Here is a 21,609-nt window from a genome sequence, read left to right on the forward strand (position 1 = left end):
GGGGTCGGACAGTTCCGCGAGCAGAGGAGTTCCGACAGCTCTGACGGCCCCGTCCCGGGTACCGCCGCGAGCGTGCGAGCGGTGGGGAGGACGGGGTCCTTTCTCAGATCCGGGCGGGTGCGTGCGCCGCCTCGTGGTCGAGCAGCCAGCGCTTGACGGGGGTTCCCCAGCGGAAGCCGCCGAGGCCGCCGTCGGAGCCCAGCACGCGGTGGCAGGGGACGAACAGCGCCGCGGCGTTGCGGGCGCAGGCGTTCGCGGCGGCGCGCACCGCGGCCGGGCGCCCGCACCGGGCCGCGAACGCGGCATAGGTGTCGGGGGTGCCGGCGGGGACGCTGCGCAGGATCTGCCACGCCTCCTCGAGGAAGGGGCCGGACCGCTGGGCCACCGGCACGGCATCGATCGCCGCGACGTCGCCGGCCACGAACGCGTCGACGGCTGCCAGCACGGCCAGGTCCGGGTCCTCGTCGGCGCCGCTGGGCCGGAGGGTGCGGTGGATGACCGGCCAGAGGTGGTCGAGGTCGGCCGTCCAGCCACTGGCCAGGACGACGTCGCGACCGTCGTCGGCGGATGCGACCACGACGGTGAACGGCCCGGGCGGCGTCGGAACGGTGGCGTAGCGGACGCGCGGTGCGCCGGGGTCGAGCAGGGCGGTCATCAGGCACTCCTGGGCAGGTCGGGTGCGCGGGTGAAGAGGGAGGGGACGGCGAGCGCCCACAGGTGCAGCACGGCGTAGGAGCTCCACGGCCGCCAGCGCCGGGCGGCGTCGGCGTCGCTGCTTCCGAGTGCGGCGAGTGACCTCCGCAGCGCCAGGTCGCCGGGGAGCCAGACGTCGGGGTCGGCCAGGCCGCGCAGGCCGACGAGGGCCGCCGTCCACGGCCCGATGCCGGGCACCGCCCGGAGCGCCCGCTCGGCCTCGGCGCGGTCGGCGCCGGGACCCAGGGCGACGGCGCCGTCGGACAGGGCCGAGGCGAGCGCGTGGACCGTGCGGCGGCGGGCGCCGGTCAGGCCGACGAGGGTCAGGTCGGCGTCGACCAGGGCGGCGGGCCGGGGGAAGGCGTGCGTCAGCGTGCCCACCGGCTCGGGCAGGGGGATGCCCGCCGCGGTCAGCAGCCGGGCGGTCAGCGTGCGGGCGCCCGCCACGGAGACCTGCTGGCCGAGGACCGCCCGGACTGCGAGCTCGTCGGCGTCCGGGGAGGCCGGCACCCGGCGTCCGGGTGCGGCGGTGACCAGGGCAGCGAGGGCCGGGTCGGCTCCGAGGACGTCGTCGACGGCGACCGGGTCGGCGTCGAGGTCGAGCATCCGGCGGCAGCGGGTGACGGCGGCGCCGAGGTCGCGGAGTTCGGTGAGCCGCAGGCGGGCGGTGACCGCCGACGCGTCCGGGGTGGGGGAGAGCCGGACGACGGCGGGTCCGTGGGGCAGGTCGAGGACGCGGGAGAACGTCGTCCCGTCCCACTCCTCGAGCCCGGGCACGGCATGCGCCCCGAGGAAGAGCAGCACCTCGTCGGCGGCGTACGGGGGGCGGGCGGCCAGCCGCAGCGTCAGCCGGCCCGGGTTGCGCTCGCCCGCGCCGCGGCGGGTGCGCCGCAGCTCGGTGGGAGTGCAGGCGTTCACCTCGCGGACGGTGTCGTTGAACTGCCGGATGCTGGCGAACCCGGCCGCGAAGGCGAGGTCGGCCATCGGCAGGTCGGTGGTCTCGATCAGGATCCGCGCGGTCTGCGCGCGCCGCGCACGGGCGAGGGCCAGGGGGCCGACGCCGAGCTCGCCGACGACGAGCCGGTGCAGCTGTCGCTCGGAGTACCCGAGGCGGGCGGCCAGTCCCGGGACACCGGAGCGCTCGACCTCGCCGTCGGCGATGAGCCGCATGGCGCGCGCGACCACGTCGGCGCGCACATCCCACTCGGGTGACCCGGGGGCGGCGTCCGGACGGCAGCGCCGGCAGGCGCGGAACCCGGCGCCCTGGGCGGCGACCGCGGTGGAGAAGAACGAGACGTTGCGGGCCAGGGGAGTGCGGGCCGGGCACGACGGGCGGCAGTAGATGCCGGTGGTGGAGACGGCCGTGACGAACCAGCCGTCGAAGCGCGCGTCCCGGCCGGCGACGGCGCGGTAGCAGCGCTCGTGGTCCAGGGCCTCGGTCACGCGTCGAGCATGCCAGCGGGGGATGACGGGATCTGGCGGTTTTCGGACGCCGCCGTGCGGCTCTCCAGGCCGACGTCGAACGACCGGTTCGGGTCGCCGGCGCCGAGTTCCTCGCCCTCGACGTGTCGTGGGCCGGCCGACATGATCCGAGGACCGCTGCGTGCAGGCAGCGGCCCCCGGATCCGTCGTCGCGACTCAGCTGCGGGAGGACACCGACAGCGGCGGCTCGCCCAGCGGCGCTCCGCCGTGGACGACGTCGTCCTCCGCGTCCTGGTACGTCAGCCAGGTCTCCGCTGCCTGGAACCCGACGCCGGGCTTGCCGTAGTCGCAGACCCCGGTCGGGAAGGCGCCCTGCAGGGCCGCCTGCTGCTCGGGCGTGAAGACCTCGGCGAACGACCTGCCGGCGTACACGAACTCCTCGATCGGCATGAGCTCGCAATCCAGCCGGTCGTCGGTGAACCCGACGGTCGCCGGGCCGACCCCGTTGACCGGCGCCTGGTCCCCGCCGCCGGCCTCGATGCGCGGCGAGGAGAAGATCGTCGGGTCGACGGTGGCGTCGCACACCTCCAGTGGCGCGTCCATCCCGTTCGCCGCCACGCACCGCTCCTCCACGCCGGCCGCGGCCCGGGCGTCGATCACCTTCGCCGGCAGCGGCACCGCGCGATCATCGGCCTCCACCGCGGCGAGCCACTCGTCCATCGCGCGGATGGAGTCGTCGGTGAAGCTGACGTCGCCGAGCAGCGGGGTCTGCCCTTCCCAGAACACCTGGTTGGCGGCGGTGCCGTGCTCGCGGACGAGCCGATCGCGCATGGAGTACTTCCGGTAGACGTCGTGGAACGCGCCGGGCTCCGGGCCGCCGAGGTCGATGATGGCGACCTGGTCGAGGTGGGCACCGGTGTTGACCCCGCCGCTGCGGTAGGCGCGCTCGTTGGCGAGGGGGTCCGACGGCGTCCGCTCCGCCGTGTGGTTGAAGTCCAGGTCGTAGCCGCCCACGTTCACGTTGAGCGCGACGAACTGCGCCGGCGTCAGCGGCGGTCGGGTCGGGTCGGCGGAGGCCGGGTCGAGGAAGGACCGCAGTCCCGACAGGCCGTACTGGATACCGACGCCGCTGATCGGACGCCGGGCGAAGCCCTGGTCGTCGACGCCGAACACGTTGCGCATGTAGTCCTGGAAGGTGCAGCGAACGCCGTCGGGGTTCGTGTTCTCGTCGTACACGTCCTCCGGTGCCACGCCGGGGCACTCCCGGCTCGGATCGCCGCTGTTCGGGATGGCCTCGGTGAAGGTGATCTGGTTCGCCGGGTTCGCGTGGCCGAAGATGCTGGGCCACTGGGCCGGCGTGATCAGGTGCTCTCCGGTGTTGGCGGGCGATTCGAGGTAGTCGCGCAGCAGCACGTAGTCCATGTACTGCTGCGCACTGCTCCACGCGTCGGTGAAGCTGCACTGCGGCGTGATGCCCTGGTAGACGCCCGGGTAGGCGTTGGCGACCTGCTGCTGCACCAGCGAGCCGCCGGAGCAGCCACTGCCGATCGTGTAGCGGAGCGGGCCGAAGCGCTCGACGACCATCTCCTTGATCATCAGCAGCGACTCCGCCTGTGTGACGAGGTTGCAGTTGTGCCCGGCGTTGTCGAGCGCGTGCGAGGCCACCGCGAACCCCTGCGACAGCGCGTCCTCGAACAGGACGTCGGGTGCGCTGCCCGACTCGTAGGCGGTGTCGCAGCTCTGGCCGTGCGTCAGGACGAGCTTGTTCGCGAAGCCGGGGTTCGCGGCCGCCGGGTCGGGCTCAGTGCCCTCCTCCGGGTTCCACAGCGCCGCGATCCTGTACTGGTCGCGCAGGCTGTAGCCGGTCTCCTCGCGGACGATGAACGGCACTGTCTCCCCGTCGTCCGTGGTCGTGCTCGCGACGTCCGACGGCGGGTTCGCCGGGTCGTAGGGCTGCAGCCCCGATGCCACCGCCCCGGCGAACGTCTGGATCGGGACGCCGCTCTCCGTCGGGTCGGTCGACTTGTAGTAGTACGCGACCGTGGGCGGCTGGCTGCAGTCCGGCTCCACCGATCCGTTGGTGCACGTCCAGGGCTGGATGTGGGGGCCGGAGAAGACGGGACCGCTCTGCGGCGAGTTCGTCACGACCAGCCGCGCTCGCAGTCCGCCGGGCGCGGTCGCGGTGATGGTGCTGTCTCCCAGCGGCAGGTCCGTGACCAGGCCCCGCAACCCCGGTCCGCCGGCCCGGAACGCCTGCGTGACGTTCTGCTTGCCGACCGTGACCCGCACCTTGCGCACGTCCGTGCTGCTGGGCAGCGCGATCTCGATGAACGCATCGCCGCCGGTGACCAGGTCGGCACGGGACGACAGCGTCCGGACCTGGATCGGCTCCCCGTTGTCCATGGGATCGAAGGACGAGTACACCGGCACCCCCAGCGGCCCGGCGGGACCGGGCGACCCGGTCGCCAGTGCGGGCGCAGCCAGCGCACCGGATGCCAGGAACAACGGAATCGTGACGAGCAGCGTCAGGCCTCGGTGGCCGGATCGGGGTGGAGCGGAGGTGCGTCGCATCTAGGTCTCCCGGTCGAGGGTGTTTGCGCCTCCTAACGAGATGCTGTGCCCTGGGTCACGGCTCGGAGTGCCGAATCCTGTGAATCCCGATCGGGGCCCGCGTCAGGTGGCGGATCGTCGACAGCGCGGCCCGCCTGGGGGACGCGATGCTCCTGGGCGCCCGCGCGCCCGAGGGCATCAACCGGTCGCGGCACCCGGATGCCGACCGGGCGGGCAATGTGCGAGGTGAGGGGGTGGCCATGGCGACCCGTGTGCCTTTTCCGCGGAGCGCCGGCCACGGGAGGCTTCCCGCGGCGGGCCGTACCCTGAGCTCCCGTGAGCCTCACCATCGGGATCGTCGGCCTGCCCAACGTCGGCAAGTCGACCCTGTTCAACGCCCTGACCAAGAACGACGTCCTCGCGGCGAACTATCCGTTCGCGACGATCGAGCCCAACGTCGGCGTGGTGGGCGTGCCCGACCCCCGGCTGGGCAAGCTCGCCGAGCTCTTCGGCAGCCAGAAGATCATCCCGGCGACGGTGTCCTTCGTCGACATCGCCGGCATCGTGCGCGGCGCCAGCGAGGGTGCCGGTTTGGGCAACAAGTTCCTGGCCAACATCCGCGAGAGCGACGCGATCTGCCAGGTGATCCGGGTGTTCACCGACCCCGACGTCGTGCACGTCGAGGGCAAGGTCTCGCCCAGCGACGACATCGAGACGATCAACACCGAGCTGGTGCTGGCCGACATGCAGACGCTGGAAAAGGCGATCCCGCGGCTGGAGAAGGAAGCCAGGAAGGACAAGGAGCGCGCCGCGTTGCTGTCTGCGGCCCAGGAGGCGCAGAAGGTCCTGGACGAGGGTCGCACGCTGTTCGCCGCCGGCGTCGACCCCGAGCCGCTGCGCGAGCTGACCCTGCTCACCACCAAGCCGTTCCTGTACGTGTTCAACGTCGACAGCGACGAGCTCTCCAACACCGAGCTGCTCGACGAGCTGCGCGCGCTGGTCGCGCCGGCCGAGGCAATCGTGCTGGACGCGCAGACCGAGTCGGAGCTGATCGAGCTGCCCGCCGAGGAGGCCGCCGAGCTGCTCGCCTCCATCGGGCAGGACGAGCCGGGCCTGGACCAGCTGGCGTCCGTCGGCTTCCGCACCCTCGGCCTGCAGACCTACCTGACCGCGGGGCCCAAGGAAGCGCGCGCCTGGACGATCCCGGTCGGCGCCACCGCACCCCAGGCCGCCGGCGTCATCCACACCGACTTCCAGCGCGGCTTCATCAAGGCCGAGATCGTCTCCTTCGAGCAGCTGGTCGAAGCTGGTTCCATGGCGGAGGCCAAGTCCAAGGGCTGGGTCCGCATGGAGGGCAAGGAATACGTCATGGCCGACGGCGACGTCGTGGAGTTCCGCTTCAACGTGTGATCTGTAACACAAGAATCAAGAGTTGAAGAGTGAATTCCACTCCGCGTCGCCGCAAGGATGGGGCCTGAGCATACACGCTGCCGTCATCCGCAGTTGTATAATGGTGACTGCCAGGCGCAGACGGCCGACGTAGTGCGATCCGAGCGACTACCGGCGAAACCTCAGGCTAATAGGCGCTCAACTAGCGACGCAGAGTCTTCCGAGACTGAACCGACGTCGGACTAACCAGCGGTCGATGGCTGCAAACTGCCTCTAGAAGACCCCAGGTGGCCTGAAAAACCTGCGCCTGCCCCCACGTGGCCCCCGCATTAATTCAGGCGTCAGCGGGAAGCTGGTGGCCATGAATCGCTATTGACGCCGAGCTCGTCGCTCAGGTATCCTTTATTGGCATCCGCAGTTGCGGATGCCAATCAGTCAGCAGGGAAAGCTAGACCCCGGTCTGCACCATTGACCGGGGTCAATTTTGTGTGCCAAAACAATGAAGGAATGCATGATGCAAACAAGATCGATAGATTTTCGGAAGACAACTCTGGACTGTTTCGGGGCCGACTTAGGCGGTCGTCTTCTCGCAAGCCACGCAGTACTGCCAGTCGTGGACAAGGTATGCCGAATCCCAGGTTGGCAACGGGGCGTCGACCCGGACCGCGACCTGGGCGCCTTCAATGGCCTGGCCATCCTCAATGGCGAAGCGTCCGGCGTTACCACGATTGACCTGGACACCACAGACCTTATGCCGCCGGTGAACTTCAATGTCCGAACGGCCAAGGGCGGTCACATCTACATCCCGTGGAACCAGCACAGGCGGTGGGTTGGGTTCGCCCCTAAAGTGGACCTTCTGGGCGCTGGATACGCCGTCTTCTTCGGACCCGGCAAGTCGTTTCTTTCCCCGGACCTTGCGGACCCCTCAATCATGGACCCATGGTTGCAGTCGCTCAATCCTTCCTACCTGATGAGAGTTGAGTCAGAAAGTCCTAGCAGTGAGTGTCGAAAGAGCGTGTCGACAGAGGGTGTTGACAGAGAATGTATGTACAAGGACAAGCTCCAGGCCCTTGGGTACCCCCTCCGTACGGACACGATCAGCAAGACCTACGCTTCGCAGGTACGTAACGCGAGCGAAGGTGAAAGGAATGATCGGCTCTATAGGTCCGCCCTAGAAGTCATTCGCTGTGGCGCTGACCTTGAAATGCTTGCAGACGCCGCGCTGGATGCTGGTCTCCCGGCCTATGAGGTGTGGCGCACGATTCGGAGCGCAGAAGCGGACCTGGACTTCGATTACCGGGAGGAAACAGAAATCCTCTTTCGGGTCGAGCGGTGGTTGGGGGCACACTCCCACTTCAAGGGAAAGATGCTGGACTTGGCGCTCTGTCTTGCCTACGAGGCAGTTACCTGCAATACCACTCGGCCACAGCTGAGCCAGTCCAAGGCGTGCTTGGATGCAGGCACTGATCAGCCTTACGCGGGTCGCGTCTTGAAGCTTATGGAGACGAAGCATCGGGCGGTCAGGGTTCACGTTCCGCCGGGTCGACAGGCGAACGGGCTGAGCCACTGCAACAACTATGAACTGACTATCGATGGGTGCACCATCTAGTTGTTTTCAATTCGTGCAGCCAGGAGGCATCTGGGGGGCACTCCCTTTAAGGAGCCGGCCGAAGCTCGGAGGGTTAGGAGTGTCCACTCCGCGGCTCCCGACGCGGGGGTTCGGATCGGGTGTCGTAAACGGGGGTGCGGTGAGAGTGGCGACGCCTCTCACCGCACCGCGCCACGGCCATGGAGTGACGCTCGGTTTGCCGCCTCCTAGACGCGGGTCCTTGACGTGTACAGCTATCTCGGCACGTGAACAAGTTTCCTGGGGTGCCAGATTGAACTGCGGTGTCAGGCAACCAATGCAGCGCATCGCCGACGTACTTCTCACTCGTTAGCGCGCCCATCAGCCGGAAGCCTTTACATTAAACGGTCGTTTAGGCTAAATTCCTTGTTGTGAAGCCCCGGGCAGCCAAGGTCATCGCTTACCTGCGAGTTAGCACCGAGGAGCAGAGCCTTTCTGGCTTAGGGCTCGCTGATCAGCGTCTGGTCATCGAACGAGCTGCAGAATCGCACCATTGGGACCATGTCGCTTATGTGATCGACGAGGGGTTCAGCGCCAAGAACCTGGCTCGGCCGGGGATTGCTGAGGCTCTCCGTCAGCTTGCCTGCGGAGAGGCCGGTGTCCTGGTTGTCAGCAAGCTGGATCGGTTGTCTCGGTCCCTGTTGGACTTTGCTCAGCTCATGGAGACGGCGAAGCGCCAGGGCTGGGAACTGGTCGTCCTGGACTTGGCTATTGACACCTGCACGCCTAGTGGCGCTCTGATGGCCAACGTGATGGCTTCCTTCGCCGAGTATGAGAGGCAGTTGATCGGTCAGCGGACATCAGCCGCCTTGCAGGTGAAGAAGGCACAGGGCGCGCGTCTCGGTCGTCCCTGCACCTTGGACCCCGCCGTGTCGCAGCGCATCGTGGCTGAGAGGGCGGAAGGGCGCTCCCTGACGACTATCGCCAACGCTCTCAACAGCGACGGTGTGTCGACGGCCCGAGGTGGCCGCTGCTGGTTCCCCAGCACCGTGGCGGGGGTCCTCCGTTCCGCCGTCCTCGACCGGGAGGCCCTGGGGCGCTCTGCCTAGGGCAAGGCACGTTGGGCGGGTGCCCCCGTTTCGCCGCTTACTTGGCCGATCTGCTCCGAAGCGGGTGTGTCACGGCGAGGGAGCCGGCCGACGCGCGGGAAGGGACCAACCCCCAACCCTGCCCCCTCACAGTCAAGCCCGGAAGGTGACTGGGCCGTCGGGCGCGGTGGCGCTGTCTGTCAGTGGCCGGAGGTACCGTCACAGCGTTGCTCACCCGGGAGGTTGCATGTCTTCGCTCGCTTCGCTTGGCCCTGACCTCGAGGTTCGCGGAGCTGCTGATTTCGCGGAGCTGCTCCGCCAACTCCTCGGCATCGATGCGGAGCTGTCGCCCCCGGTCGCCGTGGCCGTGGAGAAGTTGATCGGGGCGGTCGGCTCCGTCAGGGACCGCCCCTCGCACGAGGTCTTCGCGGGCTTCTACGGCAGGATGAACCAGAAGCTCGTGGCCAACAGAGACGTCCTAGGCCGCATCTATGCCCGCGCCGCCAAGGCCCAGGTGACTTTCAACTACCCCACCAAGAAGGCCCTGGCCTGGGCGGTGGACAGTAGCGACCTAGGTGCCTTCCGCGACGTCCTGTCAGGCGTGTCGATGACCGAAGGGCTCCACCAAGCCCTTGTGAACCTCTTTGAACCAGCGACCTTTGATGAGACCCGGTCGCTGATTCAGGCCGAGGCCTTCAAGCCGTCTAAGTTGCGGAAGGCCATGGCGCGGCAGGTCGCAGTCGACGTACTTGACTCTTCGGCCGGACCCCTGGCCTGGTCCCTCTGGGCGCCGCAGCAACTCCACCAAATATTCGGGCCAGCGTCTCGCGGAGAGACATGGACTGGTGACTATCTGGAGGACTTGCGACAGCAACTCCCTGTCCTTTTCGACCGGCGGCGCTCACTCGTCATCCGCTCCGTGGATGCGGGCGTCACCGGAAAGACCTACGAAGACGTGCGGGCGTCCCTCACGGCGTGGCTCGCCCATGAGTATGAGTTGCTCAACAACTATGGTTTCGCCGCCGTGGTCATCAAGTGTGGCGGCGCCCAGGCGACTCGGGCTTGGGAACTTTCGGCGGACTTAACCCTCTTCGGGGAACGCTTCCTCGAGCGTCCCATCCCCAACATGTTCTTTCGGTGGCGCGAGGTCATGCGCGAAACGCTCGAACACGTTCCGGGGGTTGACCCCTCTAAGGCAAGGTTTGATCAGGCGAACGAAGGCTTTACCTATCGGGACCTGTTCGTCATGAGAGATGCCGAAGGCATCGTTCAGCGACTTGTCTTGCTCTTCCAGAAGAACGCCCGCGATGAGACCCCCATCCCGTGTCCGACATGTCGAGGGACCGATATCGAGGGCAACTCTTACCCCAGCCTCGGTGTGCGCAGCTGGGAGTGCGCCAATCTTTTGTGCCCCGACCGCAGTATCTACAACCGAGGCAAGCGTTACTCATTCAAGAGCCTCTTGACTCAGGCAGCCATTGAGCACCCTGAGAACTCGATCTCAGTAGAAAGCGTCCGCCGCTGGCAACGTGACGTCCTCTCCTTCGACGGCGACGTCGAGGTAATCGAGACGCTCATTCAGCACTACGCGATGGTCGGAGATGGCGTTGTCGGAATCGACACTGACATCGCTGGCGTCGACAACTTCGGACGCCGTCTCCGCGAAGAGCAAGCGGCCGTCGACGGTAGCTTCGCAGACTTCTGGCAAGGTGCCTTCTTCGAGCGATTCATTGTAGAGGGGTTGTCGGACCGGGTCGAAGAGGAAGCTTTCCCGGACTTCGAGCAGTGGACGGTGTGCGAGGGAGAGTCGGGAAGCGTGCTTGCGAGCTTCCCAGAGAACGTAATCGATCGTGCGGTGACTTCCCCTCCGTACTTCAATGCTCGAGAATACTCGCAATGGCCCAACCTGTACTGCTATTTGTACGACATGCACCGCATCGCCAGCCAAGTGTTTCGGGTGTTGAAGCCCGGGGGGATCTATGCCTTCAACATCTTCGATTACTTCGACAATGAGCGGACCATCGTCTTCTCAGCCATGGGCCAGAAGCGGCTCCCGCTGTCAGCCCTGATGGTCGAAGTATTCCGCAGGGTCGGATTCGAGTATGCGGGAAACATGGTTTGGGACAAGGGTGACATTCAAGGGAAGCGTGGTTTTAACGCTGGCAACTTCTCGCCCTTCTACCAGTCGCCCTTCAACTGCTGGGAGCATGTACTGCTGCTGCGCAAGCCGTCGCCGGATCAGGAGTCTGTGAAGGCGCTAGCGATCGACCCAGACCCCGCGAATACCGTTGCCCGTATTCAGCCGGTGTTCAAGATGGTGCGAGGCGTGAACCAGCTCGGCCACACCGCTCCATTTCCACAGGAACTCCCAGCAGCACTTCTAGGGGGGCTCGCGCCCGGAGCGGTGGTCCTGGATCCATTCGGCGGATCTGGGACCACCGCTCGGGCGGCCCTGGATAGAGACCTACGCTGCATCTTGATTGAGCAGGACCCGGAGTACTGCGAACTGGCGGCGAAGCTCACCGATACATACGAGCAGGAACGCCGATTGTCCGGCAAGCGCCTCTCTTGAGGGACTAGAAGGTCGACTCCGGGTCGATCTCATACAGGCCTTCTCGCTTGAGCCAATGAGCCATAGCCCAGGCTTCCTTGAAGCGAATATTCGCCATGGTGAGTCCATACGCTCGGCAGATTCTCTCGTACTCCTGGTACGTGCGTGGCCGCTTGACGAACAGCAGCCACATCAATGCGGACTCGGTGGTCAGAAAGGTGAGCCCGCCCCTGAGGTGAGAGGGTCGGCGGACGACGTTACAGCGACGACAGCGCAGGGTCATGTTTTCGAGCCGATCCGCAGCATCGCCGAAAATCTCTCGAGTCTCGACATGATCTGCCTGCAACTCGAGCCGGGTGCCACAGTCCACGCAACGGCCCACCTGTGCAATGTGCCAAGCGAGTACGGCTCTCATAGTTTGCCGCGGGGGGTAGTTCGCCTGGAACGTCTTCTTCGAGGCGATCGAGGTACCCACTTGTGACGGATTGAGATGGCCAAGGACGAGGGCTGCTATCTCATGGGGTGTCACGAAGCCGCTCTCGATTAGCCACTGGAGTAGACCCATCCAGTCGCCTTCGTCCCATTCGGGGTCCGTCCACGGCGAGCCGGCGAAAAGTTCGTCGTTTGGGCCGATGCCGTCCGTCATGCTGCATCACTGGCTTCGGCCGCGACGAACAGCTGTGCGATGGGCGTCCCGAGGGCTGTAGCAAGCTTCTCGATGTTGTCGAGGGAGACGTTGCGCTCGCCCCGCTCGATGGCGGAGACGTAGGTGCGGTGAAGCCCGGCCTCGTCGGCCATGCGCTCTTGAGACCACCCCCGTTTCGCCCGAACGTCCCGTACAGCCTGTCCGAATCGTTTGCGCATCTGGTGTGTCACGACGAGTAACGTCGCCAGATGCAGTCAATGCGTCTACAGACGATGAGTCACATCGGCAAGGCTCGTCAGGTTTGGCCTTCCCGCTGAACTCTCTTTGTGGGAACCCGTCGGCGGAGCGACTTGCGTCGTGGTGCCAGACCTTCGCAGTCCCACGACGCGCAGTCCCACGACGAGAACCTCGAGCGGCTCATCGTCCGGCCAGTCCTTCGGTTACTCCTGCGAACGTCTGGCCCTGGATCTGCCGGTTCGTAGTCCGATACTCCTGGCTTCATGCTCTTGCCAGGCTTTCTCGCTGAGATGTAGGTCAACGTATCGCTGCCGCAAGGCGGCCGCGACTGCTTCTTGTTGGACGCCCATGGCCGTCTCTGCAAGGACACGTATGACGGTAGATAGAGACAAACCGCTCGCAGCGGAATGGTGGGGGGAGCTGTGCAGGAAACTGCTGTACTCGGCGAGAACGGCGTCTGCGCGGGTGTCGAGTTCATGGTGGAGTAGTAGGAGCTTTGGAGAGACCAGCGATCGACTCAGGCCGTGTCGTTCTGCATACCTCTCGGCCAGGAGGTGTACGCGCGCCAACTGATTGGTCTCGCGACTCTGCGGTACGGAGGCCCACTTCGTAGACCTTTTAACCAGGTCGCAGTGTGCTTGCAGCTGTCCAATGGGGAGGACCCGCGAGACGTATGGGTCCGTAAACTTCGTCTCCACGCAGAGCACTTCATTGCCCATAGGCGAGGCGTACGTGATGAGCGTGTCGATCAGCGTCTTGTCTCCGAGATACTGCGAAGGGTGGCTAGGGTGCCACTCAAGAAAGGCCTCGTGAACCTCCAGAACGGGGTACCCAAGAAGCGTGGTCAAGACGCGAGCGCACCATGCCTTATCGCGCGCTAGGTCTCCGAAGAGATTAAAGGTGAGTACCTGGCTCGATATCGTGTTGGTGGTGCACCGAACTGGTTCTACGCCCCAGCCCTGTTTTCGGTGTTCGCGGTATGCATCCCATGCGACCCTGCTCGCGAAGTTCAAGCCCGCCTCTCCGGATTCCTTCGTCAGCATGGTTCCGAGTCGACGCGTGCTTGGCTCCTGAGCATTCCCGTATGGAGCTTGTAGCACGTGGTGGCGGAACCAGGCTGCGTGGAAGTGGACGCGACGCCTCCACCCGGCTGTGGAGGGCAACGGGCCGTAGTCGCTCTCCTCTGCGCTGGCTGGCAGTGCAGGTACCTCCTCTTCCGTGGCTGACTCGCCCTTGATGGGCGGACCCCCTTCGGAAGTGAAGGTTAGGGCCGGCCGTGTCGGTTTCAGGACAAGGCCAGGTGTTCCGTGGCGGTGTCGGAGACTGGCCGTGGCCGCCGCGAGGGTGTCATCCCCGCCTGTTGCTGCGTGCTGAGTCGTCTACCCGAAGGCTCGCGTCATGCTGGCCTCAACGTCCGCCTGCGTGGTGTGGACGTAAAACCTCAGCGACACGCTCACATCGTGGTGTCGCATCTGACGACGGAGTACTTCGGGGCTTGCGCTCGAGTTGACGAGGTGGGTAGCGAAGGCGTGTCGGAGGACGTGGGGAGTCAGATCCATTCCCGCCTTACGGCCTGCTCGTCGGATCCCCACGTAGACCGTGTTCGCTGCCCTGGTGAAGTCATGGTGGCGATACTCGTCCGCGAACCAGTCAGGAATGACCACGGGACCGGCGGTCTTCGGAGTGCTGATTGTGCCGTCGGGTAAACGCTGCCTGTCCACGCTGATGACGTTCCCGCGTATGGGTTGGTTGGCGCATGATTCGCCTAGCCGTAGACCGGCAATCAACATGGCCAACCCCCACATGCGGTATGTGCTCTCCTCTAGGGCTGACTCTAATAGTCCGAGAGGCGGAATCTCGTAGTCTTTTCGCGCAGGCTTAGGGCAGGGAAGCGGTACACCGAGGCACGCTCTTAGGTTGATTGCATGTTTGCGCCGCGTATTGGGGCTGAGTACACGCTGCAACTTGCTGGTGAGCAGGGCGACGCTCACGGATTCGAAGGGGACTTCGTCCAATCCTAGGGTTCGGATCGTGGAAAGGTATTCCCGAAGGGTCGTTTCTTTGATCGCCCGATTTGCTAGACGCTCACGCGCCACATCAAGGCAGGTAACCACACGTTGCACCGCGTACTCCTGAAATCACGTCATGGCCGACGGCGACGTCGTGGAGTTCCGCTTCAACGTCTGACGCCGTCCGTGCCGCCGCCCGGTCCGTAGGGTGCGCGCATGTCCTACGACGTAGCGGTGTGGGCCGGGCCCCGACCGGCGGACGACGAGTCGGCGGAAGCGGAGTACGAGCGTCGTGCCGACGTGCTGGAGGACGACGACGACCTGCCGCCGCCCTCGCCGGCGCTCGCAGCGTTCCTCGACGAGCTGCTGACGGTGCTGCCACCGCTGGATGAGTCGGACGACCCTCGCAGCCCGTGGGCGACCGGTCCCGAACCGGGTGACGTGAGCGGCGATTTCGCCTACCTGACCATGACCTACCCGGGAGCGGAGGCGGCGCTGGACACCGTGGTCGAGGTGGCCGGCAGGCACGGACTCGTCTGCTTCGACCCGCAGGACGGTCGACTCCTCTGAACTGAAGGCGTCAGACCCTTCCACGCAGGATGCGGCGCCAGTAGACCTGCGGCAGCCCGTACCGGTCGAAGAGCCAGGTCGAGCGGCGCGGCACGAACGGGTCGAGGAACGGCACCGACGGGCTCGCCTTCCCGTCGCGGTCCACCTCGTCGAGCATCAGCTTCCGCCGGTCCACGGTGATGGGCAGAACCGTGTAGCCGTCGTAGCGCTTCAGCTTCTTGCCCTTCCGGGCGGCGGCCAGGTTGTGCGCCAGCACGTCGACCTGCTTCCGCAGCCCGCCGCCGGATGGGCGGGTCGCCGCGTCGGCGGCGTCACCGATCGCCCAGACCGAGTCGTGCCGCCGGGAGCGCAGCGTCTCGGGGTCGATGTCGGCCAGCCCGGGAGAGGAGTCGGCGGCCAGCCCGGCGTCGGCGACCCAGTGCGGCGCCCGGTAGTGCGGGACGGCATGCGCGAAGGTGACGTCCTCCAGCCCCCGACCTCCGGTGAGCACGAGCCCGTGCGTGTCCCAGTCCACCCGCTCGATCCGCGACTGCCGCAGCACCTCGATGCCGAGGTCGGCGAACCTGCCCTCCAGGATCCGGTCGGCCTCGGCCAGACCCGTCGCGGCCGCCCCCGGCAGGACGAGCCGGACGTCGAGGTCGGACAGGACCCCGGCTCGACGCCAGGAGTCACACGCCATGAGCAGCGGCTTGAGCGCCGTCGGAGCGCAGGACGCCGGCTCCGGCGGCACGGTGAACACGACCGAGCCGGACCGCAGTGCCGACAGGCGCGGCCACACCTGCGGGGCGCTGCCCGGCACGTAGGTGGACGCCGCCCACCCGTCGGCGTACGCCTGCAGCAGCCCGGGCGTGGCATCCCAGTCCTCGACGAGCCCGGGGCAGACGACGAGCGTCGACCAGTGCAGCGTGCGACCTCCGCGGGTGTGCGCGGTCATCGCGACCGGATCGACGGCGTCGACGGCGTCCCGGATCCACCGGCACCCGTGCGGGACGACGTCGGCCATCGGCCGTTCCAGGTCGGCCATCGTCGCCTCGCCGGCGCCGACGTAGTTGAGTAGCGGCTTGTAGCGGTGCACCGGCTGCGGGGCCACGAGTGCGACGTCGTCGAACCCGTCGCGCAGCAGGCGCGCGGCCAGGGAGATGCCGGCGTTGCCGCCACCGATGATCAGGATCTCGGAACGCTCGACGGCCACGGTGCGGAGCCTGCCCAGTTCCCCCGGGCCCCACACGGGCCAGCGCGTCAGCCGGCGATGCGGGCGCACTCCTCGCAGCGCGGAGCGGCCGCCGCCGTCGGCCAGTCAACCGCGGCGCTGACCGTGACCAGCACCCCGCACACCGATCCCTCGAGGCCGTCCACCACGGGCCGGGCCACGGCATGCACCGCGTCGCCCGCCCGTCCGACGGCGTAGCCCGATCCGCGGTGCTCGCGTCCGGCGAACCCGGCGCCGGAACCGGTCACGATGAGGCTTCCCGTCATGACGCCAGGGTGAGCGCCCCAGGTGTCCGGTGGGTTACCCCCTCCCGAACATCTGGGGCGACTCCTCAGCTCTCGCGGACCGGCCGGTAGATCAGGTGAAGCACGCCGGTCGGCAGGGCCTCCGACGACACCAGCTCCAGCGGCGTGCGGCCCAGCTCGTCGGTCCACCGGCGCTCACCGGAGACGACGATCGGGTCGACCAGCAGCACCAGCTCGTCCAGCAGGCCGGCGTCGAGCAGGGAGCGGACCGTCGCCAGGCTCCCGGACATGCCGATCGTGCTTTCGGTGCGGTCCTTGAGCTCCCGCACCTCGTCCAGGCTGCGGAGCACCGTGGTGCCCGCCCAGTCGGACTTCTCCAGCGTCGTGGACAGCACGTACTTCGGGATCGGGTTGATGAAGTCGGCGAACTCGTCGCTGGTATTCGCCGGCCAGTACTGCGCCCACTGGTCATGCAGCACACGGCCCATGAGGTAGGCCTCGCAGCGGTCGCTGTGCCGGTCCACCGCCTTGCCCATGGCCTCGTCGAAGTACGGGAAGTGCCACTGGTCGGGCCGCTCGGCGGAACCGTCGACGGTGGTGAACAGGGCGGCGGCGATCTTTCCCACGGTGGTATCTCCTTGCGGTGCGCGGTTGTCGAGAACGTAGACGGGCAGCCGGCGCAGAACTCATCGGGCAAGGTGGTGCCGGGGCCGAGGGCCGGCCACCGCGAGGAGGTTCCCGTGTCCCGTCCGCCGTTCCCACCGTTCACCCTGGAGACCGCCCGGCAGAAGGTGCGGGCCGCCGAGGACGCCTGGAACACCTGCGACCCGGTCCGCGTGGCGCAGGCCTACACCGAGGACACCGTCTGGCGGAACCGGGACGAGTTCCTGACCGGCCGCGAGGAGGTCTCGGCCTTCCTGGGGCGCAAGTGGGAGAAGGAGCGCGACTACGCGCTCCGCAAGGAGCTGTGGGCCTTCACCGAGAACCGGATCGCGGTCCGGTTCCAGTACGAGTGGCAGGACGCCGACGGTGGGACCTGGCGCTCCTACGGCAACGAGAACTGGGAATTCGCGCCCGACGGGTTGATGCGGAGGCGGGAGGCCAGCATCAACGACGTCCCCATCGCCCCCGAGGAGCGCTGGATCCTCGGCCCCCGCGACGAGGGCGACACGACGCCCCTGCCGCTGCGCTGACCGTCAGTCCATCCGGGTCACCTTGTAGGGCGCTCCGCTGCGGTCGTAGGTGATCCACTCGCCGGTCTGCCGGCCCCGGTCGAAGGAACCGGATCGCAGCATCGAGCCGTCGGTCCGGAACCACTCCCAGTAGCCGTCTGGCTGTCCGTCCACGACCGGGCCGTGCGCGCGCAGCGACCCGTCCCGGTGGTGCTCGACGTGGAACGGCTCGGTGAATCGGGTCTCGGGCATGCCCGATCCCAGCACGAAGCGCATCCGGGGGGACCCGCGGCGGGAACCAGGGTCGGATCCGGGCGTTCCCCGATGTCGGCCGGGGGCGGCGTCGCCCAGGCTCGCTGCATGACCACCACCGCGGAGATCCCTCCCCAGCAGCAGCCCGGCGTCCGGCCCTTCCTGCGCAGCGGCACCGACCGGATGGCCGGCGGCGTGTGCGGCGGACTGGCCGAGTACACCGGCGTCGACGCGACGCTCTGGCGGCTCGGCGCCGTCCTCGTCACGCTCACCGGCGGCGCCGGCGTGCCCGTGTACCTGCTCCTCTGGGTGGCACTGCCCTCGGCGCCGCTGCCTGAGGGCGTCCGCCCCAGCCTGCTGGAGGAGTGGGCGCAGCGCCTGCGCAGCGCCGTCCTCGGGCGACGCCGGTGAACGCGCAGGTCGGGCGGGACGGCGGTGTCGCACGGCAGGACGGCCCGCCGCCGGTGTCCGTGCTGCAGCATGAGCACATGACGAGTCCCGCCGGGCAGCCGGCTCCGATGGTCGTGCCGCGGTTCTTCGTGAAGCAGCGGATCACGGTGATGGTGAACCGCTACGAGATCCTGATGGCCGACCCCGACGGCAGCCCCGGCCAGCTCATCGCGTTCGCCGAGCAGAAGCGGATGAAGCTCAAGGAGGAGGTCGTCTTCTTCTCCGACGAGTCGAAGACCCGTCGGGTGTTCTCCTTCAAGGCGCGGCAGCGGCTCGACGTCAATGCCGAGCACGACGTCTATGACGAGTACGGCACCGTCATCGGGTACTTCAGCAAGCAGTTCGGCGCGAGCCTGCTGCGCTCGACCTGGAACCTCTCCGCCCCCGGGGTCGAGGCCGTCGGTCAGGAGCGCAACCTGACCATCGCGATCCTCCGCCGGGTCTGGGGCTTCATCCCGTACCTGGGCGACATCTGGGTCCCGTTCGTCTTCCACTTCGACTTCGTGAACCAGGGCACCGGCCAGATCGTCATGTCCAGCCACAAGAAGATCGGCTTCCGGGACGCCTACGACGTCACGGTGCCCGACCCGCGGCTGGACTTCCGGGTCGCGGCGTCGATGGCCGTGGCGCTGGACGCACTGCAGAGCCGCTGACGGCGGGAAGCCTCGGGAAGTCGCGTCGGTTGTCCCTGGCAACCGACGCGAAAGGCCCCCGCACATGAGCATCACGCTGTCCGTCCTCGACCTCGCCCCCATTCCGCGCGGGGAGACCCCGAGCAGCTCCATCGCGGCCAGCGTCGCCCTGGCGCAGCGTGCGGAGCAGCACGGCTTCGAGCGGGTCTGGTACGCCGAGCACCACAACATGCCCTCGATCGCGTCGTCGGCCACCAGCGTGCTGATCTCGCACGTCGGCGCGCACACCGAGCGCATCCGGCTCGGCGCCGGCGGCGTCATGCTGCCCAACCACTCGCCGCTGACCATCGCCGAGCAGTTCGGCACCCTCGAGGCGATGTATCCCGGCCGCATCGACCTGGGCCTGGGCCGCGCGCCCGGCAGCGACCAGAACACGATGTACGCGCTGCGCCGCGACCCCCACTCGGCCGACACCTTCCCCCAGGACGTCGTCGAGCTGCAGGGCTACCTGACCGGCAACACCCGGGTCCGTGGTGTCGACGCCATCCCGGGCAAGGGCTCGAACGTGCCGCTCTACGTCCTCGGTTCGTCAATGTTCGGCGCGCAGCTCGCTGCCGCCCTCGGCCTGCCCTACGCCTTCGCCTCGCACTTCGCGCCGGCCATGCTCGAACCCGCCGTCGCCGCCTACCGCAGCCAGTTCACGCCCTCCGAGCAGCTGGACCGGCCCTACGTCATCGCCGGGGTCAACGTGGTGGCCGCCGACACCGAGGACGACGCCCGCGAGCAGTTCGCGGCGGTCAGGCGGAACCTGGCGATCGGTCTCTTCGGCCGGGGCCAGGCCCTCACCGACGAGCAGGCCGACCAGCTCCTGGCGCAGGGCGCCGGGCAGCACGTGGAGACCATGCTGACCCACACTGCCCTGGGCACCCCCGACCAGGTGGGCTCCTACCTCGAGGGCTTCGCGAGGACCGCCGACGCCGACGAGCTGATCGTCGCCTTCCAGTCCACCAGCCTGGAGGGCCGGCTGCGGGCGGTCGAGCTCACTGCCGAGGCGCTGAGGTCGCCCGCCGCCTGAGTCCGGCACGCGTTCCCTCTTTGCGGCTTCCGCGGAGCTGCGCTGGACTGGGGATGTGGCCGACGACCGGGACCCGCTGACCGAGCACGTCGACGCGGCGGCCGACGCGCCGCCGCAGCGGGTCAGGCGCTGGAGCCTGATCGGGCCCGGCATCGTCGTGGCGGCCACCGGCGTGGGTGCCGGGGACCTCGTGGCGACACTCATCGCCGGGTCCCGGTTCGGGTACGCCCTGCTCTGGGCGGTCGTGCTCGGCGTCGTCGTCAAGATCGCGCTCGCCGAGGCGACCGGGCGCTGGCACCTCGCCACCGGGTCGACGATCTTCACCGGCTGGCGGTCCCTCGGTGCCTGGACGTCGGTCTACTTCGTGGTCTACGTGGCCGTGTGGGGGTTCGTCTACGGCGCCACCGCCATGACGTCGTCGGCACTGCCGCTGGCGGCGCTCTTCCCGGCGCTGTGGATCCCTGCCTGGGGGATCATCTGCGGCCTCGCCGGGCTCGCCATCGTCTGGTTCGGCACCTACGCGGTGTTCGAGAAGGTCATGACCGTCCTCATCGGGGTCATGTTCGTCATCGTGGTGGGGCTCGCCGTGCTGGTCGTCCCCGACCTGGGCGAGACGCTCTCGGGCCTGGTCCCGCGGCTCCCGGACGGGTCGGCGGTCTACACCCTCGGTCTGGTCGGCGGCGTCGGCGGGACGATCACGATGGCCGCCTACGGCTACTGGGTCAACGCCAAGGGCTGGCGCGACGCCTCGTGGATGAAGGTCATGCGGCTGGACAACCGGGTCGCCTACATCACCACCGGCGTCTTCGTCGTCGCGATGCTCATCGTGGGGGCCGACGTCCTGCACGACTCGGGCGGCTCGCTCACCGAGGGCGACCGGGGCCTGCTCGACCTCGACGAGATCCTCCGCGACCGGTTCGGCGACGCCGTGGGCACGCTGTTCCTCGTCGGCTTCTTCGCGACCTCCTTCTCCTCGCTGCTCGGCGTCTGGCAGGGGGTCAGCCTGCTGGTCACCGACTTCGTCCGGACGTCGAAGCGGGGGAGTGGTCAGCTCGCCGAGGGGCCGGCCGAGCGGAGCCGGCCCTACCGCGCCTACCTGCTGTGGCTGACCTTCCCGCCGATGACGCTGCTCTTCCTGGAGCGACCGTTCGCCCTGGTGGTCGCCTACGGCGCGCTCGGCGCCTTCTTCATGCCCTTCCTGGCGATCACGCTGCTGTGGCTGCTCAACAGCCGGCGCACCCCGGAGCGCTGGCGCAACGGGTGGCTGTCGAACTCGCTGCTCGTCGGGGCGGCCGCCCTGTTCCTGGCCCTGTGCGTCAACGAGCTCAGCGGGCTCGGTTCGTGACCGACGCCCGGGTTTGCCGCCCGGGGGCGCTGCGGGTACGCCTCTGAGGTGACCTACTCGATCGTGGCCCGTGATCCCGAGACGGGGGAGATGGGCGTCGCCACCCAGTCCCAGGCGTTCGCCGTCGGCAACAGCGTCCCGTTCGCCCTGCCCGGGCACGGCGTCATCGCCACCCAGTCGATGGCGGAGCCGATGTACGGCTCGGTCGGTCTGGACCTGCTGCAGGGCGGCTTCACCGCCCAGGAGGTGCTCACGGCGCTCAGCAGCGTCGACCCGCAGCCCGAACGCCGTCAGGTGGCCGTCCTCGGGGTGAACGGGGACCTCGCCGCGTACACCGGCACCAGCTGCGTCGACGACGCCGGTCACCTGCTCGGGGACAACTGCGTGGCGCTGGCCAACATGGCCAGCTCCCCGGCGGTGTGGGAGGCCATGGTGGAGCGGTTCGAGGGCTCCGCCGGGGCGCTCGCGCAGCGGCTGCTGTCCTCGTTGGTGGCGGGGGAGGAGGC

22 protein-coding genes are annotated in these 21,609 nt (G+C 67.8%); 11 read left to right on the forward strand and 11 right to left on the reverse strand.

Annotation, left to right across the window (positions count from 1 at the left end):
* Positions 1–103: 103 nt before the first annotated feature.
* The 3 genes from C5508_RS10760 to C5508_RS10770 form a co-directional block, all read right to left on the reverse strand.
* On the reverse strand, positions 104–655 hold the full coding sequence (locus C5508_RS10760) for a methylated-DNA--[protein]-cysteine S-methyltransferase (protein ID WP_104524944.1): 552 nt from the start codon (positions 653–655) through the stop codon (positions 104–106).
* Positions 655–2,136 carry an AlkA N-terminal domain-containing protein gene (locus C5508_RS10765; protein WP_104524945.1) on the reverse strand — a complete coding sequence of 494 codons (1,482 nt, stop codon included), beginning with the start codon at positions 2,134–2,136 and terminating at the stop codon, positions 655–657. The genes C5508_RS10760 and C5508_RS10765 overlap by 1 nt, the downstream gene beginning before the upstream one ends.
* 195 nt (positions 2,137–2,331) lie before the next feature.
* On the reverse strand, positions 2,332–4,686 hold the full coding sequence (locus tag C5508_RS10770; protein WP_198598019.1) for a DUF6351 family protein: 2,355 nt from the start codon (positions 4,684–4,686) through the stop codon (positions 2,332–2,334).
* A gap of 315 nt (positions 4,687–5,001) precedes the next feature.
* Between C5508_RS10770 and ychF the strand changes: the two genes are divergently transcribed.
* From ychF to C5508_RS10790, 4 genes are all read left to right on the forward strand, one after another.
* Positions 5,002–6,075 (forward strand): redox-regulated ATPase YchF, encoded by a 1,074-nt coding sequence (gene ychF / locus C5508_RS10775; protein WP_104524947.1) that lies wholly within the window; start codon positions 5,002–5,004, stop codon positions 6,073–6,075.
* Between the two features lie 592 nt (positions 6,076–6,667).
* Positions 6,668–7,663: a bifunctional DNA primase/polymerase gene (locus tag C5508_RS19545; RefSeq protein ID WP_157944064.1), complete on the forward strand. Its 996-nt coding sequence runs from the start codon at positions 6,668–6,670 to the stop codon at positions 7,661–7,663.
* Positions 7,664–8,052: 389 nt separating this feature from the next.
* Positions 8,053–8,730: a recombinase family protein gene (locus C5508_RS10785; protein ID WP_104524949.1), complete on the forward strand. Its 678-nt coding sequence runs from the start codon at positions 8,053–8,055 to the stop codon at positions 8,728–8,730.
* Positions 8,731–8,956: 226 nt separating this feature from the next.
* On the forward strand, positions 8,957–11,281 hold the full coding sequence (locus tag C5508_RS10790) for a DNA-methyltransferase (RefSeq protein WP_104524950.1): 2,325 nt from the start codon (positions 8,957–8,959) through the stop codon (positions 11,279–11,281).
* A 4-nt stretch (positions 11,282–11,285) separates the two neighbouring features.
* On the opposite strand, the gene C5508_RS10795 is transcribed toward C5508_RS10790, so the two are convergent.
* From C5508_RS10795 to C5508_RS20720, 4 genes are all read right to left on the reverse strand, one after another.
* Complete coding sequence (locus tag C5508_RS10795) at positions 11,286–11,906, reverse strand: hypothetical protein (RefSeq protein WP_104524951.1); 621 nt, start codon at positions 11,904–11,906, stop codon at positions 11,286–11,288.
* Positions 11,903–12,124 carry a helix-turn-helix domain-containing protein gene (locus C5508_RS10800; RefSeq protein WP_104524958.1) on the reverse strand — a complete coding sequence of 74 codons (222 nt, stop codon included), beginning with the start codon at positions 12,122–12,124 and terminating at the stop codon, positions 11,903–11,905. The genes C5508_RS10795 and C5508_RS10800 overlap by 4 nt, the downstream gene beginning before the upstream one ends.
* A 222-nt stretch (positions 12,125–12,346) precedes the next feature.
* A complete protein-coding gene (locus C5508_RS20715) occupies positions 12,347–13,306 on the reverse strand; it encodes a PGN_0703 family putative restriction endonuclease (protein WP_408607761.1) in 960 nt (319 codons plus the stop codon).
* A 216-nt stretch (positions 13,307–13,522) separates the two neighbouring features.
* Entirely contained in the window at positions 13,523–13,948 is a 426-nt protein-coding gene (locus tag C5508_RS20720; RefSeq protein ID WP_104524952.1) for a tyrosine-type recombinase/integrase, read from the reverse strand.
* Between the two features lie 420 nt (positions 13,949–14,368).
* On the opposite strand from C5508_RS20720, the gene C5508_RS10810 reads away from it, so the two are divergent.
* On the forward strand, positions 14,369–14,722 hold the full coding sequence (locus C5508_RS10810; RefSeq protein WP_104524953.1) for a hypothetical protein: 354 nt from the start codon (positions 14,369–14,371) through the stop codon (positions 14,720–14,722).
* A gap of 10 nt (positions 14,723–14,732) precedes the next feature.
* On the opposite strand, the gene C5508_RS10815 is transcribed toward C5508_RS10810, so the two are convergent.
* From C5508_RS10815 to C5508_RS10825, 3 genes are all read right to left on the reverse strand, one after another.
* The gene (locus C5508_RS10815) at positions 14,733–15,914 is read right to left on the reverse strand and encodes an NAD(P)/FAD-dependent oxidoreductase (protein ID WP_104524959.1); all 1,182 of its coding nucleotides are present in this window, start codon (positions 15,912–15,914) and stop codon (positions 14,733–14,735) included.
* A gap of 47 nt (positions 15,915–15,961) precedes the next feature.
* On the reverse strand, positions 15,962–16,198 hold the full coding sequence (locus C5508_RS10820) for a hypothetical protein (RefSeq protein ID WP_104524954.1): 237 nt from the start codon (positions 16,196–16,198) through the stop codon (positions 15,962–15,964).
* Positions 16,199–16,263: 65 nt separating this feature from the next.
* Entirely contained in the window at positions 16,264–16,803 is a 540-nt protein-coding gene (locus C5508_RS10825; RefSeq protein WP_104524955.1) for a dihydrofolate reductase family protein, read from the reverse strand.
* Between the two features lie 114 nt (positions 16,804–16,917).
* Between C5508_RS10825 and C5508_RS10830 the strand changes: the two genes are divergently transcribed.
* Positions 16,918–17,370, forward strand: a complete 453-nt coding sequence (locus C5508_RS10830; protein ID WP_104524956.1) for a nuclear transport factor 2 family protein — start codon at positions 16,918–16,920, stop codon at positions 17,368–17,370.
* A 3-nt stretch (positions 17,371–17,373) separates the two neighbouring features.
* On the opposite strand, the gene C5508_RS10835 is transcribed toward C5508_RS10830, so the two are convergent.
* Positions 17,374–17,601: a toxin-antitoxin system YwqK family antitoxin gene (locus tag C5508_RS10835; protein ID WP_104524960.1), complete on the reverse strand. Its 228-nt coding sequence runs from the start codon at positions 17,599–17,601 to the stop codon at positions 17,374–17,376.
* Positions 17,602–17,709: 108 nt separating this feature from the next.
* On the opposite strand from C5508_RS10835, the gene C5508_RS10840 reads away from it, so the two are divergent.
* The 5 genes from C5508_RS10840 to C5508_RS10860 form a co-directional block, all read left to right on the forward strand.
* The gene (locus C5508_RS10840) at positions 17,710–18,012 is read left to right on the forward strand and encodes a PspC domain-containing protein (RefSeq protein ID WP_104524961.1); all 303 of its coding nucleotides are present in this window, start codon (positions 17,710–17,712) and stop codon (positions 18,010–18,012) included.
* Between the two features lie 77 nt (positions 18,013–18,089).
* Positions 18,090–18,704: an LURP-one-related/scramblase family protein gene (locus tag C5508_RS10845; RefSeq protein ID WP_104524962.1), complete on the forward strand. Its 615-nt coding sequence runs from the start codon at positions 18,090–18,092 to the stop codon at positions 18,702–18,704.
* A gap of 64 nt (positions 18,705–18,768) precedes the next feature.
* Positions 18,769–19,758 (forward strand): LLM class flavin-dependent oxidoreductase, encoded by a 990-nt coding sequence (locus C5508_RS10850; protein WP_104524957.1) that lies wholly within the window; start codon positions 18,769–18,771, stop codon positions 19,756–19,758.
* Between the two features lie 55 nt (positions 19,759–19,813).
* Positions 19,814–21,103 carry an Nramp family divalent metal transporter gene (locus C5508_RS10855; protein ID WP_232797053.1) on the forward strand — a complete coding sequence of 430 codons (1,290 nt, stop codon included), beginning with the start codon at positions 19,814–19,816 and terminating at the stop codon, positions 21,101–21,103.
* 48 nt (positions 21,104–21,151) lie between these two features.
* Positions 21,152–21,609 (forward strand): DUF1028 domain-containing protein (locus C5508_RS10860; protein WP_157944066.1); only part of this gene is annotated, 458 nt, incomplete at its 3' end.

The organism is Blastococcus atacamensis, assembly GCF_002938425.1.
In the GTDB taxonomy this organism is placed as follows: domain Bacteria; phylum Actinomycetota; class Actinomycetes; order Mycobacteriales; family Geodermatophilaceae; genus Blastococcus; species Blastococcus atacamensis.

Excerpts from the sequence above, each read along its gene's own strand:
- C5508_RS20720 (WP_104524952.1), bottom strand. The coding sequence starts at position 13,948 with ATGTGGGGGTTGGCCATGTTGATTGCCGGTCTACGGCTAGGCGAATCA.
- C5508_RS10795 (WP_104524951.1), bottom strand. The coding sequence starts at position 11,906 with ATGACGGACGGCATCGGCCCAAACGACGAACTTTTCGCCGGCTCGCCG.
- C5508_RS10760 (WP_104524944.1), bottom strand. The coding sequence starts at position 655 with ATGACCGCCCTGCTCGACCCCGGCGCACCGCGCGTCCGCTACGCCACC.
- C5508_RS10800 (WP_104524958.1), bottom strand. The coding sequence starts at position 12,124 with ATGCGCAAACGATTCGGACAGGCTGTACGGGACGTTCGGGCGAAACGG.
- C5508_RS10835 (WP_104524960.1), bottom strand. The coding sequence starts at position 17,601 with ATGCCCGAGACCCGATTCACCGAGCCGTTCCACGTCGAGCACCACCGG.
- C5508_RS10820 (WP_104524954.1), bottom strand. The coding sequence starts at position 16,198 with ATGACGGGAAGCCTCATCGTGACCGGTTCCGGCGCCGGGTTCGCCGGA.
- C5508_RS10770 (WP_198598019.1), bottom strand. The coding sequence starts at position 4,686 with ATGCGACGCACCTCCGCTCCACCCCGATCCGGCCACCGAGGCCTGACG.
- C5508_RS10850 (WP_104524957.1), top strand. The coding sequence starts at position 18,769 with ATGAGCATCACGCTGTCCGTCCTCGACCTCGCCCCCATTCCGCGCGGG.
- C5508_RS10840 (WP_104524961.1), top strand. The coding sequence starts at position 17,710 with ATGACCACCACCGCGGAGATCCCTCCCCAGCAGCAGCCCGGCGTCCGG.
- C5508_RS10845 (WP_104524962.1), top strand. The coding sequence starts at position 18,090 with ATGACGAGTCCCGCCGGGCAGCCGGCTCCGATGGTCGTGCCGCGGTTC.
- C5508_RS10810 (WP_104524953.1), top strand. The coding sequence starts at position 14,369 with ATGTCCTACGACGTAGCGGTGTGGGCCGGGCCCCGACCGGCGGACGAC.
- C5508_RS10790 (WP_104524950.1), top strand. The coding sequence starts at position 8,957 with ATGTCTTCGCTCGCTTCGCTTGGCCCTGACCTCGAGGTTCGCGGAGCT.